The organism is Streptomyces lichenis (assembly GCF_023218175.1).
GTDB classification, from domain to species: domain Bacteria; phylum Actinomycetota; class Actinomycetes; order Streptomycetales; family Streptomycetaceae; genus Streptomyces; species Streptomyces lichenis.
Window position 1 is genome coordinate 101,222 of sequence record NZ_JALPTH010000010.1, and the last position, 16,104, is coordinate 117,325.

The 16,104-nt window shown below is 75.3% G+C and carries 13 protein-coding genes; 5 read left to right on the forward strand and 8 right to left on the reverse strand.

The annotated features are described in order from the left end of the window. Window positions 1–497 precede the first annotated feature (497 nt). Window positions 498–1,070, forward strand: coding sequence for an NUDIX domain-containing protein (locus M1O15_RS12725; RefSeq protein WP_248633837.1), 573 nt, complete (start codon window positions 498–500; stop codon window positions 1,068–1,070). A gap of 13 nt (window positions 1,071–1,083) precedes the next feature. Here M1O15_RS12725 and M1O15_RS12730 read toward each other — a convergent pair whose 3' ends face one another. Then, window positions 1,084–2,037: a LysR family transcriptional regulator gene (locus tag M1O15_RS12730; protein WP_248633838.1), complete on the reverse strand. Its 954-nt coding sequence runs from the start codon at window positions 2,035–2,037 to the stop codon at window positions 1,084–1,086. Between the two features lie 213 nt (window positions 2,038–2,250). Here M1O15_RS12730 and M1O15_RS12735 point away from each other — a divergent pair, with 213 nt between their 5' ends. From M1O15_RS12735 to M1O15_RS12745, 3 genes are all read left to right on the forward strand, one after another. After that, on the forward strand, window positions 2,251–3,687 hold the full coding sequence (locus tag M1O15_RS12735) for an aminopeptidase P family protein (protein WP_248633839.1): 1,437 nt from the start codon (window positions 2,251–2,253) through the stop codon (window positions 3,685–3,687). A gap of 142 nt (window positions 3,688–3,829) precedes the next feature. After that, a complete protein-coding gene (locus tag M1O15_RS12740) occupies window positions 3,830–4,501 on the forward strand; it encodes a GntR family transcriptional regulator (RefSeq protein WP_248633840.1) in 672 nt (223 codons plus the stop codon). Window positions 4,502–4,848: 347 nt separating this feature from the next. Then, window positions 4,849–7,158, forward strand: a complete 2,310-nt coding sequence (locus tag M1O15_RS12745; protein WP_248633841.1) for a M9 family metallopeptidase — start codon at window positions 4,849–4,851, stop codon at window positions 7,156–7,158. A gap of 78 nt (window positions 7,159–7,236) precedes the next feature. Here M1O15_RS12745 and M1O15_RS12750 read toward each other — a convergent pair whose 3' ends face one another. From M1O15_RS12750 to M1O15_RS12770, 5 genes are read right to left on the reverse strand one after another with little or no spacing between them, the layout of a single operon-like run. Further along, window positions 7,237–8,238, reverse strand: coding sequence for a proline racemase family protein (locus M1O15_RS12750; protein WP_248633916.1), 1,002 nt, complete (start codon window positions 8,236–8,238; stop codon window positions 7,237–7,239). 2 nt (window positions 8,239–8,240) lie between these two features. After that, window positions 8,241–9,146 (reverse strand): dihydrodipicolinate synthase family protein, encoded by a 906-nt coding sequence (locus tag M1O15_RS12755; RefSeq protein WP_248633842.1) that lies wholly within the window; start codon window positions 9,144–9,146, stop codon window positions 8,241–8,243. 33 nt (window positions 9,147–9,179) lie between these two features. Further along, window positions 9,180–10,637 carry an NAD(P)/FAD-dependent oxidoreductase gene (locus M1O15_RS12760; RefSeq protein WP_248633843.1) on the reverse strand — a complete coding sequence of 486 codons (1,458 nt, stop codon included), beginning with the start codon at window positions 10,635–10,637 and terminating at the stop codon, window positions 9,180–9,182. Beyond that, complete coding sequence (locus M1O15_RS12765) at window positions 10,630–10,884, reverse strand: (2Fe-2S)-binding protein (RefSeq protein ID WP_248633918.1); 255 nt, start codon at window positions 10,882–10,884, stop codon at window positions 10,630–10,632. Before M1O15_RS12765 ends, M1O15_RS12760 begins: the two co-directional genes overlap by 8 nt. Before the next feature lie 5 nt (window positions 10,885–10,889). Next, complete coding sequence (locus M1O15_RS12770) at window positions 10,890–12,050, reverse strand: NAD(P)/FAD-dependent oxidoreductase (protein WP_248633919.1); 1,161 nt, start codon at window positions 12,048–12,050, stop codon at window positions 10,890–10,892. A gap of 136 nt (window positions 12,051–12,186) precedes the next feature. On the opposite strand from M1O15_RS12770, the gene M1O15_RS12775 reads away from it, so the two are divergent. Further along, window positions 12,187–13,755, forward strand: coding sequence for an aldehyde dehydrogenase (NADP(+)) (locus M1O15_RS12775; protein WP_248633844.1), 1,569 nt, complete (start codon window positions 12,187–12,189; stop codon window positions 13,753–13,755). Window positions 13,756–13,772: 17 nt separating this feature from the next. On the opposite strand, the gene M1O15_RS12780 is transcribed toward M1O15_RS12775, so the two are convergent. Next, window positions 13,773–15,047, reverse strand: a complete 1,275-nt coding sequence (locus tag M1O15_RS12780) for a sulfite oxidase (protein ID WP_248633845.1) — start codon at window positions 15,045–15,047, stop codon at window positions 13,773–13,775. 142 nt (window positions 15,048–15,189) lie between these two features. Then, a complete protein-coding gene (locus M1O15_RS12785) occupies window positions 15,190–16,101 on the reverse strand; it encodes a polysaccharide pyruvyl transferase family protein (RefSeq protein WP_248633846.1) in 912 nt (303 codons plus the stop codon). Window positions 16,102–16,104 lie beyond the last annotated feature (3 nt).

The window sequence follows — 16,104 nt, forward strand, 5'->3', positions numbered from 1 at the left end:
GACGCCGGCACGGGCCGCGGGTCGCCCGTGCCGGGCGCGGGCGGGGAGGGCGACGCGCTAGCGGGGGCGGGCACCGGCGCGGCGGACAGCGACGGTACGGGGGTGGGGCTGCCGGCGTGGGAGACGGCCGCGGTCCCGCCGAGGGCGAGGGCCGCCGCGGCGGCGGAGAGGGGCACGGTCATCCGGGTCCGTGCGCGCGACGGCCGGGACGCGGCCGGGTTCCTGCTGTCTGGCATCTCTTCCTCGTGTCTCTCGGTCGATCGGGCAGGCCCGGAGGCGGCGCTCCGCACTCGGCCCTTCGCCCTGACAGACGCATGGCCCGCGCCGAGGTTGCAGGTGGCGGTGAGCGGTTCGCGGATGAATGCGCGACCGGTCGAGGAGCCTCGGCCATCTCGTACGCCGTCCGAAAGTGACGTGTGCGCACGGCCCGGTGGCTCGTTGGGCCGGGTGACACCCCACGCGGGTGACCACCCGACGCGTCCACAGGGAGACCTGGAATGAACCGTGCCCCGCTGCCCGGCCCGACGAGTGCGCCCGAGGCGGACCGGCCGGGCTGGCTGCCGCCCGAGCAGTACGCCGAGACGGTGCTGAAGGCGACGGCCTTCGCCTGTGTGTACTTCACCGACGAGGACGATCGGCCGCTCCAGTTGCGCTCGGTCTACTCTTCCGAGCATCCCTGGCAGTTGGCCGGCGGCACCATGGACCCGGGTGAGCGCCCCTGGCAGACGGCCGTGCGCGAGTGCCGCGAGGAGACCGGGCTGGTGCCGGCCGGGCCGCCCCGGCTGCTGGCGGCGGTGTTCGGGCAGCCGGGGGCCGGATGGCCGTACAGCACCACGGGCCTGGTGTTCGACGGCGGCCGGCTCAGCGGGGCGCAGCTCCGGGGCATCGTGCTGGATCCCCTGGAGCACGACGAGGCCCGGGTGCTGCCGCTGGACGCGTGGGAGCCGCTGATGCCGCGTACGGACTTCGTGCGGCTGCGGGTGGTGGCGGAGGCCCGCCGTACCGGGGTGGCCGGCTACTTCGACAGCTGGGACTGGGCGGACACGGTGGTGGGCGGCGGGGGCGGCTGACGGTGCGCCCGGTTCAGCGGCCGTGGGTGGTGTAGGCCCGGGTCACCCAGTTCCGCATGTGCGGGGCCTGGGCCAGGAGGTGGCGGTGGACGCGGACGGCGTGGTGGTGCAGGGCCTCGGCCACCGGGGGCTCGACGGTGTCGCGGCGCCACAGGAGCAGATGGCGCTGCCAGAGGGGGTCGCCGGCCAGGGGTTTGACCAGGACGCCATCCACCGGGCGGAGGGTGGGCTGCACCAGGGTCACCCCCAGGCCCAGAGCGATCATCGACTGGAGCTGTTCCAGCAGGTGGAACTCATGGACGCCGGTGGGGTGGAAGCCGGCCGCCTCGCAGGCGTCGTAGAAGGCGCCGGGCCAGCCCGCCCCGTCGTCGGCGGCGACGAACCAGCGGTCCTCGGACAGCTCCTCCAGCGGGACCTCGACCCGGTGGGCCAGCGGATGGGCGGCGGGCATGGCCACGAAGACCGGCACGGTGTTGATCGCCCGGTGGGCCAGGGCCGGGGAGTGGCGCAGGGGAAGACCGGGGTAGTCGACGGCGAGCGCCGCGTCGAGCGCCCCGCTCTCGACGAGGGCGAGGAGCTCCCCGGTGGCGTACACCCCGGAGACGGCGACCGTCAGGTCCGGGCGGCCCTCGCGGAGCCGGTCCAGCAGGGACGGCAGTACGGGGGTGTTGGTGGCCCCCAGGCGCAGGGTGCGCCCGGGCGACGGGGCCTCGTGGGGCCGCCGGGCGAGGGCGTCGGCGCGGGCCAGCACGTCCCGGGCCCGGCTGACCACCTCGACTCCGTAGGCGGTCAGCTCCACTCCGGTGCTGCCGCGCAGGAACAGCCCCTCGCCGAGCAGCTTCTCGATCCGGCGCAGCTGGGTGCTCAGGGCGGGCTGGGTGTAGCCCAGCGCGGCGGCGGCCCGTCCGACGCTGCCGCAGTCCGCGATGGCGCACAGCACCCGCAGATGGCGCAGCTCCAGTTCCACGGCACACCCCTCGCTGGTCGGGAAACCGGACCATTATGCGCCGGGCCGGCGTTATGGCCCCGGCACGGCTTCTCTTATGGCCTGGGCCGTTGTGGCGGTCTTGGGCGGCATGGAAGTCTCCGAGGGCCGCCGGCCCGGCCCTGCGCTTCGCGGGGCGCCGCCGCGGCTCGCGCGCGCCGCCAGGAACCCGTACCCGTCGCAGAGGAGACAGCCGTGGCCGAGGAGCCGGACGAGAACAGGCAGCGGAGGAACGGCCTGTACCGGGAGGTGAGCCCCGAGCTCGCCGAGAACATGCGGCAGGGCTGGGCCGACACCGAGCGCCGCGATCTGGCGCCCGCAGCGCAGTCGGCGTACACCGCGCGGCGGCGGGCGGAGCTGTCCGCGCGCTTCCCCGGGGAGCTGCTGGTGGTCCCCTCGGGGCTGCCGAAGGTGCGCGCCAACGACACCTCGTACCCGTTCCGGCCCTCCTCGGACTACGCCTATCTGACCGGTGACCAGTCCGAGGGCGGAGTGCTGGTGCTGGAGCCGGAGGAGCGGGGCGGGCACCGGGCGGTGCTGTATCTGCGTCCGCGCTCCGACCGGGAGAACGGCGAGTTCTGGCTCGACTACCACGGGGAGCTGTGGGACGGCCGGCGCAACAGCCTCACCGAGAACGAGCGGCTGCTCGCCCTGGCCTGCCGCGACGTGCGGACGCTGGCCGAACGGCTCGGCGCGGTGGGCGGTCCGGTCCGGCTGCTGCGCGGCCACGACCCGGAGGTGGACACCGCGCTGGACGGGCGGGCGACGGAGGAGGGGGACGAGGACTTCCGTACCGCGCTGGCGGAACTGCGCCTGGTCAAGGACTCCTTCGAGATCGCCGAGCTGCGTTTCGCCTGCGAGGCCACGGCGCGGGGGTTCGAGGACGTGGTGCGGATCCTGGCGGGGGGCGAACCGACCTCGGAGCGCCTGGTCGAGGGGACGTTCTTCACCCGCGCCCGGGTGGAGGGGAACGACGTGGGGTACGCGTCGATCTGCGCCGCCGGCCCGCACGCCACCACGCTGCACTGGGTGCGCAACGACGGCGAGGCCCGCCCCGGTGAACTGCTGCTGCTGGACGCCGGGGTGGAAACCCGTCGGCTCTACACCGCCGACATCACCCGCACCCTGCCGGTCGACGGCCGCTTCACCCCGGTGCAGCGCCGGGTGTACGAGGCGGTGTACGCGGCGCAGGAGGCCGGGATCGCCGCGGTGAAGGCCGGGGCCGCGTACCGGGACTTCCATGATGCCGCCCAGTGGGTGCTGGCCGAACACCTGGCCGCCTGGGGGCTGTTCGGCGAGCGGTCGGCCGAGGAGGCGTACCGGCTGGGGCTGCAACGGCGCTGGACGCTGTCGGGCACCGGGCACATGCTCGGGCTGGATGTGCACGACTGCGCCAAGGCCCGTACCGACACCTATGTGGACGGCACCCTGGAGGCGGGCATGGTCCTCACCGTCGAGCCGGGCCTCTACTTCCAGCCCGACGACGTGACCGTGCCCGAGGAGCTGCGCGGGATCGGCGTACGGATCGAGGACGACCTGCTGGTCACCGAGGACGGGAACGAGAACCTGTCGGCCGCTCTGCCCCGGCGGGCCGACGAGGTGGAGGCGTGGATGGCGCGGCTGCGTGGGTGAGGGCGGGTACGGCGGCCGGGACCGCGGCTGCCTGCGGCGGACCACGGGGCGTCCGGCCGCCGGTCGCGGGGCCGTCCGCCTGGTGAGACAACGTGACATTGTATGGTGGGGCCGACCCGGACGACGGCTCGGAGGAGCACGGATGCCCCATCTCCAATCGCGGGCCATCTCGGTGCAGACGCATCTGCGCGACCAGGTGGCGGACGCGCTCCGGGCCGCGCTGATCGCCGGTGAACTGCGCCCCGGCACCGTCTACTCGGCCCCCACCCTGGCGGCGGAGCTCGGTGTCTCGGCCACTCCGGTACGGGAGGCGATGCTCGACCTGGCCCGGGAGGGCCTGGTCGAGGCGGTGCGCAACAAGGGCTTCCGGATCACCGAGCTGACCGACCGCGATCTGGACGAGTTCACCGAGCTGCGCACCCTGATCGAGGTGCCCACGGTGGGCCGGGTGGCGGGGACGGCGTCCACCGAGGAGCTTCAGGCCCTGCGCCCGCTGGCCGAGCGGATCGTGACGGCGGCGCAGGAGCGCGACATCCTGGCCTATCTGGAGGCCGACCACCGCTTCCATCTGGAGCTGCTGGCGCTGGGCGGCAACCGCCATCTGGTGGAGGTGGTGGCCGATCTGCGCAAGCGGTCGCGGCTGTACGGGCTGGGCCATCTCAACGTGTCCGGACAGCTGGTCGCCTCGGCCCGGGAGCATGTCGAGCTGCTGGACCTGCTGGTGGCCGGCCGGGGCGCGGAGGCGGAGGAGTGCATGCGCCGCCATCTCGCGCATATCCGCACGCTCTGGGCGGGCGGGACGGAGGACCGCTGACTCCCAGGCCGCTTCGGTGAGTTGAGGCCGCTACCCCGGTGGGGTGGCGGCCTTCTCTGGTGCCCCACGGCCTTCATGCGTGACGGTCGTCGTGCGTGACGGCGGTCTGCGTGACAGCGGTCTGCGCGGCGGCGGTGTCCGATGGCTTCCCAAGCCATGTCACGTGTGCAATGGTACATGTCACTGGTCAGGTCGTGGTCATGCCAATGACGGTATCGGCGGACCGCTGGGCGTGCTCTCTCCGCCCGCGTGCCCGTCCGCTCAAGGGCACGGCCGATCCCCCGACATGACGGTTCGCACGGTCCCGCACATCCCATCGGTCACGCGCCGCGTGACCCCACCCCCTCATGGGAGGCGCAGTGAGAAACCCACTGGTCCGAAGAGGACCGGCACGGAGAGGTCTGGGGCTGGTGCTGCCCCTGGCGCTGGCCTGGTCCCTGGGCGCGGGCGGCCCCGCGCGGGCGGCCGACGCCCCGGACACCCGGCCGGCCGCGCCCGCCGCCGAGCCGGCCGATCCGGCGACCGCCGACCCCGCGCCCACCGGGCGGACCGGCGCCGCCGACACCGCGCACACGGGCCGGGAGCGGCTGGACCCGTCCCGGATACCGCCGTTGACGGCGAGCACGGACGCGCTCCGGCAGACGTACGGAGGCACCGCCACCGCCCGGCCCCCGGCCGCGAAGGGGGCGGCGGGCGCCTGCGACCCGGGCGACTTCAGCGGCCGGACCGGCGCCGAGCTGGTCCGCCAGATCAAGGCGTCCCCGATCGACTGCGTCAACACGCTCTTCGGCCTCACCGGTGACCACGCCCGACTGGCGTTCCGGGAAGCCCAGATGGTCACGGTCGCCCAGGCGCTGCGGGACGGGTCGGCGGCCTACCCCGGGCATCCCGGCACCGGGATGCCGCAGTTGGTGCTCTATCTGCGCGCCGGCTACTACGTGCGGTTCTACGCCCCGGACACCGTGGGGTCCTACGGCAGTGCCCTGCGGACCGCGATCCGCTCCGGGCTGGACGCCTTCTTCGCCAGCCCGCGCTCACGGGACGTCAGCGACGCCAACGGCCAGACGCTCGCCGAGGCCGTGACGCTGATCGACAGCGCCGAGGAGAACGCCCGCTACATACCGGTGCTGCGGCGGCTGCTGGCCGACTACACCCCCGCGTGGAACACCTCCTGGTGGATGGTGAACGCGGTCAACAACGTCTACACCGTGACCTTCCGCGGCCACCAGCTGACCGCGTTCGTCGCCGCCGTGCGGTCGGACCCGGGGCTGGTCGAGTCGCTGCACTCCTTCGCCGTACGGAACCGGGCACTGCTCGGCACCGAGCGGTCCTACCTCACCGCCAACGCCGGACGCGAACTCGGCCGCTTCCTCCAGCACCCGGCCCTGCGGCCCACGGTGCGCCCGCTGGCGGCCGGGCTGCTGAAGGCGAGCTCCATCACCGGCCCCACCGCACCGCTGTGGGTGGGGGTCGCCGAGATGGCCGACTCCTACGACCGGGCCGCCTGCTCCTCGTACGGCATCTGCGACCTCCAGGCCAGACTGGCGGCCGCCGTACTGCCGGTGACCCACTCCTGCGGCCCGGGCCTCACCATCCGGGCGCAGGCGGTGGACGCCGGGCAGCTCGCCGCCACCTGCACCGGGCTGCGCGGGCAGGACGCCCACTTCCACCGGATCGCCGGGGACGGCGGCCCGGTGGCCGACGACCGCAACGAGACCCTGGAGGTGGTGGTCTTCGACTCCGGCAACGACTACCGGACCTACGCCGGGGCCATGTACGGCATCAGCACCGACAACGGCGGGATGTATCTGGAGGGCGATCCGGCGGCCGCCGGCAACCAGGCCCGGTTCATCGCCTACGAGGCCGAGTGGCTGCGTCCCGCCTTCCAGATCTGGAACCTCCACCACGAGTACACCCACTACCTCGACGGCCGGTTCGACCTGTACGGCGACTTCGAGGCGGGGATGACCACCCCGACGGTCTGGTGGATCGAGGGCCTGGCCGAGTACGTCTCCTACTCCTACCGCGCACTCCCCTACCCGGAGGCGACGGCCGAGGCCGGGAAGCGGACCTACGCCCTGAGCACCCTGTTCGACACGACGTACGACCATGACACCACCCGGGTCTACCGCTGGGGCTATCTCGCCGTCCGGTACATGGTGGAGCGGCACCCCGAGGACGTGGCGCGGGTGCTGGGCCACTACCGCGCGGGCGAGTGGAACGCCGCCCGGGCCCTGCTCACCGGCACCATCGGCAACCGCTACGACGCCGACTGGTACGGCTGGCTGGCCGGTTGCGCGGCCGGTGACTGCGAGGGCGCCGGGGCGCCCGATTGCACCGGGGCGGACACCCGGCAGCTGGACCGGGACTGCCGGCGCTCCGGCCGCTCCGGGGCCGCCGGGGCGCATGACCACCTCTATCTGGTGGTGCCGCCCGGGGTGTCCCGGCTGACGCTCACCACCTCCGGCGGCACCGGTGACGCCGACCTCTACTACAGCGCCACCGAGTGGGCCACCAGCACCCGCCACAGCCAGCGGGCGACCGGCGCGGGCAATGTCCACACCCTGACCGTCACCGACCCCCCGGCCGGCGTCCACTTCGTCACCCTGCACGGGGTGCGGGACTTCGCCGGGGTCGGCGTGACCGCGCGGTACTGACCGCCCCGCGCGCGCCACGCGAACCGGGGCCGCTCACCGTGAAGACGGCGAGCGGCCCCGGTGTGCGGTCGGCCTCGGTCAGAGGGCGAAGCCCGCCGGATAGGGGTCGGCCGGGTCCAGCAGGTACTGCGCGGTCCCGGTGATCCAGGCGCGTCCGGTGACCGAGGGCCGGATCGCCGGACGGCCGCCGACCTCGGTCTCGCCGAGGATCCGCGCGGTGAACCGGGAGCCGATGAACGACTCGTTGACCATCTCGCGGCCGACCGGCAGCAGCCCCTGGGCGTGCAGTTGGGCCAGCCGTGCGCTGGTGCCGGTGCCGCACGGCGAGCGGTCGAACCAGCCCGGGTGGATGGCCATCGCGTGCCGGGAGTGCTCGGGGGTGGACCCGGGCGCCTCCAGATAGACGTGGTGGCAGACGTCGATGGCGGGGTCCTCGGGGTGCACCACCGGGTTCTTGCCGTTGATGGCCTCCATGATCGCCAGCCCCGCGTCCAGCATCCGCTGCTTCTCGGACCGGGCGAAGGGGATGCCCAGGTCCGCCAGCCGGACGAAGGCCACGAAGTTGCCCCCGTAGGCGAGGTCGTAGCGGACCGGCCCGTACCCGTCGACCTCCACCACCTGGTCGAGCGCGTGGCAGTAGGAGGGGACGTTCTCCAGGGTGACCGACTCGGCGCGGCCCCCGGAGACCCGTACCCGGGCGGTGACCAGGCCCGCCGGGGTGTCCAGCCGGACCACGGTCTCCGGTTCGGCGGCCGGCACCATCCCGGTCTCGACCAGGACCGTGGCGACCCCGATGGTGCCGTGCCCGCACATCGGCAGGCAGCCGGACACCTCGATGAACAGCACCCCGTAGTCGGCGTCCGGGCGGGTCGGGGGCTGGAGGATCGCCCCGGACATCGAGGCGTGCCCGCGCGGCTCGCACACCAGCAGGGTGCGCAGGTCGTCGCGTTCGGCCACGAAGCGCTGCCGCCGCTCGGACATGGTCGCCCCGGGCAGCACCCCGACCCCGCCGGTGATCACCCGGGTGGGCATCCCCTCGGTGTGCGAGTCGACGGCGTGGTAGCAGACGGTGGAGCGCACGGTCACTCGGTCCCGGCGTCGACGAGGGCCTGAGTGGCGCTGCGCACGGCGGCCTCGGTCTCCGGGTGGAGGGACTGCCTGGGCGGGCGGCAGCGTCCGCCGTGCCGGCCGGTCATGTCCTGGCCGAGCTTGACGGCCTGGACGAACTCGGTCCTGCTGTCCCAGCGCAGCACCGGATGGAGCCGGCGGTAGAGCGGCAGGGCGGTGGCCAGGTCCCCGGCGAGCACCGCGTCGAACAGGGCGCGGCAGGCGCGGGGGAAGACCTGGGGGTAGCCCGCGACCCAGCCCTTGGCGCCGGCCAGGCCGACCTCCAGGACGGTGTCGTCGGTGCCGACCAACAGGTCGAGCCCGGGCGCCCGTTCGGCGATCTCGTACGCCCGCCGGACGTCGCCGGAGAACTCCTTGACGCCGACGATGAAACCCTCGGCGTGCAGCTTGGCCAGCAGCTCCGGGCGCAGGTCCACCTTGGTGTCGACGGGGTTGTTGTACGCGGTGACCGGCAGGCCCGCCGAGGCGACCAGCTCGTAGTGCTCCAGCACCGCGCGGTCGTCGGCCCGGTAGGCGGTGGGCGGCAGGCACATCACCGCCCCGCAGCCCGCGTCCCGGGCGAACTCGGCATGCCGCCTGGCCTCCCGCGCCCCGTACGCCCCGACGCCCGGCATCACGGAGAAGCCCTCGGGCGCGTGGGCGACGGCCGTCTCCACGACCCGGTCGCGCTCCTCGTAGGTCAGGGTCTGGTACTCGCCGAGCGAGCCGTTCGGGGCGACGCCGTCCACCCCCTGCTCGGCGAGCCGGGCCACGTTCTCCCCGTAGGCGGCGTAGTCGATGCTCAGGTCGGCGTGGAACGGCAGGCTGGTCGCGACGACGACCCCGTGCCAGGGCTTGCGGCTGTCGCTCGTGGGCGGCATATACGGCTCCTTGTGTCGGATGAGGGTCGTTTCTCAGCGGTCCGCTGCCTCGCGGTCCGTGTCCAGGTCGGCGAGCGCGCCGAGGGTGACGGGGGTGGCGATCAGCCGCTCCGCCGGGGTGTACGGGCCGGGGGCGGCGGCCAGGCAGTGCACCGCGGGCCCGCAGATCCGGCCCTGGCACCACCCCATGCCGGCCCGGGTGAGCTGCTTGACCTGCCGGTGGTCGTGCGCGCCGTGCTCGGTGCGGGCGGCGAGCACCTGACCGGCCGTCACCTCCTCGCAGCGGCACACCACGGTCCGGTCGGTGAGCCAGGACCCCCAGGCGGGCGGGAGGGGGTGGACGAGGGCCATCGCCCGGGCGAAGCCGCGGTGGGCCCGCACCCGGGCCCGCAGGGCGGCGAGGCGGCGGGCGGCGGGGGCGGGGGCCGCCGGACGCCCGGTGGCCTTGGCGATGTCGGTGAGGACGGAGGCGGCGGCGAGGTGGCCCTCGGCCACCGCGAGCGGGGCCCCGCCGACGCCGCACACCTCACCGGCCGCGTAGAGCCCGGGGACGCTGGTGCGCTGGCCCTCGTCCACGGCGGCGACCGCGTTGCCGTCCGGGGCGGGGACCAGGTCGCAGCCGAGCGGGATCAGCAGGTCGAGCTGGGGGGCGAAGCCCCAGCCCACGCCCACGGCGTCGGCCTCGATCCGCCGTTCGGTGCCCGGGCGGGGGCTGCCGTCGGGTGCCAGGGCGGCGAGGGTGACCGAGGTGACGCGGTCGGCGCCCTCGGCGGCGGTGATCGCGGTGCGCGGGTGGACGGGGATACGGTGCCGGGCGAGCGCGGCGCCGTAGCGGACGCCTTCGGCCAGTTTGGCGGGGTTGCGCAGCAGTGGCCCGGGGTGCCGCAGCCAGCCGAGCGGACCGGCGGCCTCGCAGACCGCGACGACCTTGACGCCATGGGCCGCCAGGCCGGTGGCGACCGGCAGCAGGAACGGTCCGGTGCCGCCCAGCACCACCCGGCTGCCCGCCGCCACCCCGCCGCCCTTCAGCAGCGCCTGGAGCCCACCGGCGGTGAGCACTCCGGGCAGCTCCCAGCCGGGGAACGGCAGCTGGCGGTCGTACGCCCCGGTCGCCACCAGCAGCCGCGGCGCGCGCAGGGTGACCGCGCGCTCCGCCCCGTCCCGGCTCCGGTCCACGGCGTGCACCGCGAAGCCCTCGCCGTCCCGGGTCACCGACCACACCGGATGCGCCAGGTGGAGGAGGAGCCGGCCCCGCTCGCGGCCCTCCGCCAGGGCCCGGCGCAGCGCGCGGTGGGCACGCGCCCCCTGGTGCGGGTCCGCGTCCGGGATCGGGGTCCGGGCGTGCTCGGGCGGGGGCCGCCAGAACTGGCCGCCGACGGTGGTGCCCGCGTCCACCAGCGCCACCCGCAGCCCTCCGGCGAGCGCGGTGGCGCCCGCGGCCATCCCGGCCGGGCCCGCCCCCACCACGATCAGGTCCACGCTCTCACCCATCGCCGTCCTCCCGGGTGGTGACGGTCATCCCGGGGCGGGCGGGCACCAGGCAGGCGCGCCGGCCGGTGGCTCCGTCGACGGTGACCAGGCAGTCGAAGCAGACGCCGATCCCGCAGAAGATCCCGCGTGGGCGGCCGCCGGTGCGGGTGGTGCGCCAGGCGACCCGGCCGGCGGCCACCAGGGCGGCGGCGACGGTCTGGCCCTCGGCGAAGCCCAGGGGTTCGCCGTCGACGAGGATGCGGTTCACCGGGTTCACCGGGGTGCACCTCCGGAGGTGAGGAAGCGGTCGGGCAGCAGTGCGGGGTACCCGGCGGGGTCGGCGCCCCGCCAGGGGCGGCCGAGCAGCTGGGCCGTCACCAGGGCGCCGGTGGCGGGGGCGAGCCCGATGCCGGCGCCCTCGTGGCCGCAGGCGTGCACCACCCCCGGGGCGCGCGGGTCCGGGCCGATGACCGGCAGATGGTCCGGGCAGTACGGGCGGAAGCCGCGGTAGGCGCGGATCAGCTGGACGTCCCGGAGGAAGGGGAAGAGCCCGCAGGCCCCGGCGGCGAGCCGGGCGACCACCGCCGGGTCCAACGCCGGGTCGAAGCCGACGCGTTCGCGGCTGGCGCCGATGAGGACGGTCCCGCCGGGGGTGCCCTCCACCACGCAGGAGGTCTCCAGGCCCGCGCCGGAGGAGGCCACATTGGCGACGTAGTCGGCCGAGTAGACCTTGTGCCGGATCATCCGCGGCAGGGGTTGGGTGACCAGGACGAAGCCCCGGCGCGGGAGGACGGTGAGGGGTGCGCCGAGCCGGCGGCCCAACTCGCCGCCCCAGGTCCCGGCGGCGTTGACGACGGCCTCGGCGGGCAGTACCCGCCCGTCCGCCGTGCGCACCCCGGTGAGCCGTCCGCCCCGGCCGGTGACCGCGGCGGCGGCCTCCCCGGTGAGCAGCCGCGCCCCGTGCCGTACGGCGGCCCGCAGCAGCGCGGCCGCGGCGAGGACCGGCTGCACCTGGGCGTCCTGCGGGTAGGAGACGCCACCGGGCAGCCCGGGCGCGATATGCGGCTCCCACTCCGCGACCTCGTCGACCGGTTCGGCCCGTACCCCGGCCGCCCTCTGCCGGGCGGCGAAGGCGCCGAGCGCGGTGAGGCCTTCGAGGGTGCTCGCCACGACCAGGCCGCCCTTGGCCTGGAGTTCGAAGGTCTCCGGCCCGAGCTCCGCGCCCGCCTCGTCCCAGAGGGTCCGGCTCAGCCGGGCGAGTTCCAGCTCGGGACCCGGCTCCTTGTCGGAGAGCAGGACATTGCCCTCACCGCGGCTGGTGGTGCCCGCGCCGACCGGGCCGCGGTCCAGGACGGTGACGTCCAGCCCCGCCGAGGCGGCGTGGAAGGCGCAGGCGGCGCCGATGATTCCGGCGCCCACGATGACGACCTTCAGGACCACCGCCCCCTCTCTCCGCGCTTTCACGACCTCTGTGCAATGTCACATGCCAGTGCGTACGCTATAGCCGTCCTCCGGTGCTCACAAGAGCGCGGCAACGAGAGACCATCGACAAGAGAGCGGAGCACCTGTGATGGAGATGCCCGGCGGAACCGTCGCCCCGCACACCGGTCACTCGATCCTGGCCGGGCGGGACGCGCCCGGCACCGGCCCGGTCTGGCGGGGTGTCAGGGCGGCCACCGGGGAGGCCTGGGGCCCGCAGCTGCGGGACGCCTCGGCGGAGCAGGTCGCGGAGGCCGCCGCCCTGGCCGCCTCGGCCGCGCGCCCGTACCGCGCCCTGCCGCCGGAGCGGCGGGCCGCCTTCCTGGACGCCTGCGCGGAGGAGATCGAGGCACTCGGGGACGGGCTGCTGGAGCCGGCGGCGGTCGAGACCGGGCTGCCCCTGCCCCGGCTGACCGGCGAACGGGCCCGTACCTGCGCCCAGTTGCGGATGTTCGCCGACCTGGTGCGGAGCGGGGAGGTGGCCGGGGCCCGGTTCACCTCGGCGCTCCCCGAGCGGCGGCCACTCCCCCGGCCCGATCTGCGGCTGCGCCGGGTGCCCGTCGGTCCGGTCGCCGTCTTCGGGGCGGGCAACTTCCCGCTGGCCTTCTCGGTGGCGGGCGGTGACACGGCGTCCGCCCTGGCGGCGGGGTGCCCGGTGGTGTTCAAGGCGCATCCGGCACACCCCGGCACCGGTGAGCTGGTGGCCCGCGCGGTCACCGCCGCGGCCCGGCGGACCGGGATGCCCGCGGGGGTCTTCTCCCTGCTGGTGGGCCGGGGTACGGAGACCGGTCAGGCCCTGGTGCGCGATCCGCGGATCACGGCCGTGGGGTTCACCGGCTCCCGTTCCGGCGGGCTGGCCCTGCTGGCGGCCGCCGCCGAACGGCCGGTGCCGATCCCGGTGTACGCGGAGATGTCGGCCGTCAACCCGGTGGTGCTGCTGCCCGGGGCACTGGCCGATCCGGTGGCGCTGGCCGAGGCGTACACGGCCTCCCTCACCACCGGCGCGGGCCAGTTGTGCACCAGTCCCGGGCTGCTGCTGGTGCCGGCCGGACCCGAGGGGGACGCCTTCCGCACCTCACTGGCGAAGGCGCTCGCCGGTGCGACCGGGCAGGTGATGCTCACCCCGGACATCACCGGCGCCTTCACCGAGGGGGTACGGCGGTGGGCGGCCGCCGACGGGGTCGCGGTGGTGGGCCGGGGTCTGCCCGGCCCGGGCCCGTACGCTCCGGAGCCGGTGGTGCTGGAGTGCGAGGCAGGGAGCTACGCGGCCCAGCCGGATCTGGCCGGGGAGGTGTTCGGCGCGGCGGCCCTGCTGGTGCGCTGGTCGGACCCGGATGAGCTGACCGCGCTGCTGGAGGGGCTGGAAGGGCAGTTGACGGCCACCCTGCACGGGGACGGGGCAGCGGACCTGGCGGCGGCCCGGCGGCTGCTGCCGGTGCTGGAGGAGCGGGCGGGGCGGGTGGTGTGGAACGGCTGGCCCACCGGGGTCGAGGTCTGCGAGGCCGTGGTGCACGGCGGCCCCTGGCCTGCCACCTCCGCGCCCGGTACCACCAGTGTGGGCACCCTGGCGGTGGACCGCTGGCTGCGGCCGGTCTGCTACCAGTCGTTCCCGGACGCCCTGCTGCCCGAGGGGCTGCGCACCGACGGCGAGCCCGGCTGACCCACGTACGGGCCAGCTCAGACCACCGTCACCGGGTGGCGCACCACGGCGTCGAAGAGATACCCCTGGGTGTTGTACGCCGCGGTGTCCGGCTGGCTGCGGCCGGTGCCGTCCGTCGCCCGGGCCAGCAGCACCGCCGGGCCCGGGGCGGGCGGGGTCCACTCCAGGGACCAGCGCACCCAGGTGTCGCGCCGGGGGCTGTCATGGAGCCGGGCGCGGCGCCAGCGGTGGCCGCCGTCGGTGCTGATCCGCACCGTGTGCACCGGTGCGGCGCCGGACCAGGAGCGTCCGGTGAGCCGTACCGGGCGGCGGGCGGTCAACTCGGCCCCCCAGTCGAGCTCGAAGGCGCTCTTGAGGGTCTGCCGGGTGAGCGGGGCGCTGCCCTCGGCCGGGTGGTCGGGGCCGAACAGCCGGTAGAGGTCGGTGTTCCAGGGTGTGTAGAGCGGGGTGTCGCTGACCTCGATGTCGCCGAGCCACTTGATGGAGGAGATCCCGATCCAGCCGGGGACGACCAGGCGCACCGGGTGGCCGTGGTCCGGTGGCAGCGGCTCCCCGTTCAGCTCGTACGCGAGGAGCGCGTCGTCCAGCGCCTTGGCCACCGGCAGCGGGCGGCGCACCCGGCCGAGGTTCACCCCGGCGCTGACCACCTCGGCGTCCAGCCCCCGGGGCAGCACATCCACGGCGCGCCGGGTGATTCCGGCGCGGCGCAGCACCTCGGCGAGCCGGACCCCGCGCCACCGTCCGACGTCGATGGCGCCGAGGGTCCAGGCCGTTCCGGACACCGTCTGGCCCTGCTGGGTGGTGTAGTGGCTGCGCCCGTTGCCCGCGCACTCGATGAAGGCGGTGGCCGTCCGGGCGGGCAGGGCCCGCAGCTCCTCGTAGCCGAAGTGTGCCGGGCCGCCCCGCAGTCCGTCGCCCCACACGGTGAGCCGCCAGTCCGCGGCGTCGATCAGCGGGGTGCTGGTGTGGTTCCGTACGAAGAAGCGGTCGGCGGGGGTGTGGTGGCCGGTGTCCCGCAGGGCGGCGAACCGGGTCTCGGCGTTGGTGCCGCGGAGGGTGAACAGCTCCGGCGGCAGCGGCTTGACGATCCCGGGCGCGGCGGGCGGGGCGGCTTGGGCCGGGACGGCCGCGGCGGGTGCGGCCTGGGTGCTGAGTGGGACGGCGACCCCGGCGGCGGCCACCAGCCGTATCAGATCCCGCCGGGCCATCCCCGCGGTACGGGCCTCGGACCGGGCCCACTGGCCCAGCCGCCGCCGGTCGTAGGCGGACTCCGGGGGGACGCTGCCGGGCATGGGGCTCCTCAGGGGGGTGGGGAAGGGCCCCTGGGGAGCGGCCCGTTGTCGGACCCTAGGGAGGGCGGCGATGGGCGGGGAAGGGGAAGCGCGCGGCCGACAGGAAGCCGCAACACCGCCGCAACAGAGAGGGCGGCGGTCCCTATTCGGCGGACGGGCCGTGCAGGAGGCGCAGCAGGGGCCCGGTGAGGCGGTCGTCGGGGTGGTGGCGGAAGCGGTGGCGGCGGGAGCGGGCCTCGGCGCGGCCGGTGGTGAGGCACCAGTGCCACCAGTGGTCCAGGGCGGCCGGGTCGAGGCGGTCGGCCGGCAGCAGCGCGGGCCAGTCGCAGGCGGCGGCCTGGGCGGTGACCTTGGCGCCGCCGGCCACCGGGTCGACGGCGAGGGCGGGGATCCCGGCGCGCAGGGCAAGGACCAGGCCGTGCAGCCGGGTGGTGACGACCGCGTCCAGGCGGGTGAGGACGGCGTCGAGCTGCTCGGGGGTGCGGAAGTGCCCGGGGTCGCGGAGGGCGAGGCGGGTGTCCAGGGTGAGGGCGGCGATGTCCCGGGCGGCCAGCCAGTGGGTCAGCGCGGTGGCGGCCTGGTCGTGGCGGCGGCGTGCGCCGTACTCGCCCTGGCCGCGGGTGAGGATGAGCCCGGCCACCGGGGGGAGCCCGGTGGCGGGGGCGGAGGCGGCCAGGTCGGTCAGCGGGGGGCCGTCGGCGCCGCCGCGGCTGAGGACGTGGTGGAAGCCGGTGGCCGCGGGTGCGCCGGGGTCGATGGTGCTGGTGCCGACGGCGATACGGCGGCAGTGGGCGAAGCGCCGGTGCAGGTCGGCCAGTTGCTCGCCGTACAGCGGGCCGCAGATGAAGAGCAGGGTGGTGTAGTCCTCGGGCCGGACCAGGTCCAGACAGAGGGCGCCGGGGCGGAAGGCGGGGCTCCAGGCGGTGTCGTGGGCCAGGCCAGCGGCGTCGAGTTCGCGCTGTACGCGGCGCAGGGCGAGTTCGTCGCCGGCGGTGACCTCGCCGTGCAGGAAGGCGAACCAGCCGGTGAGCAGGGCGCGGGGCGGGGCGGACATGGT

What these genes read in the sequence shown, in the direction of transcription:
- M1O15_RS12725 (WP_248633837.1), top strand. Translation starts at nt 498, where the DNA reads ATGAACCGTGCCCCGCTGCCCGGCCCGACGAGTGCGCCCGAGGCGGAC.
- M1O15_RS12740 (WP_248633840.1), top strand. Translation starts at nt 3,830, where the DNA reads ATGCCCCATCTCCAATCGCGGGCCATCTCGGTGCAGACGCATCTGCGC.
- M1O15_RS12745 (WP_248633841.1), top strand. Translation starts at nt 4,849, where the DNA reads ATGGGAGGCGCAGTGAGAAACCCACTGGTCCGAAGAGGACCGGCACGG.
- M1O15_RS12755 (WP_248633842.1), bottom strand. Translation starts at nt 9,146, where the DNA reads ATGCCGCCCACGAGCGACAGCCGCAAGCCCTGGCACGGGGTCGTCGTC.
- M1O15_RS12760 (WP_248633843.1), bottom strand. Translation starts at nt 10,637, where the DNA reads ATGGGTGAGAGCGTGGACCTGATCGTGGTGGGGGCGGGCCCGGCCGGG.
- M1O15_RS12775 (WP_248633844.1), top strand. Translation starts at nt 12,187, where the DNA reads ATGGAGATGCCCGGCGGAACCGTCGCCCCGCACACCGGTCACTCGATC.
- M1O15_RS12780 (WP_248633845.1), bottom strand. Translation starts at nt 15,047, where the DNA reads ATGCCCGGCAGCGTCCCCCCGGAGTCCGCCTACGACCGGCGGCGGCTG.
- M1O15_RS12785 (WP_248633846.1), bottom strand. Translation starts at nt 16,101, where the DNA reads ATGTCCGCCCCGCCCCGCGCCCTGCTCACCGGCTGGTTCGCCTTCCTG.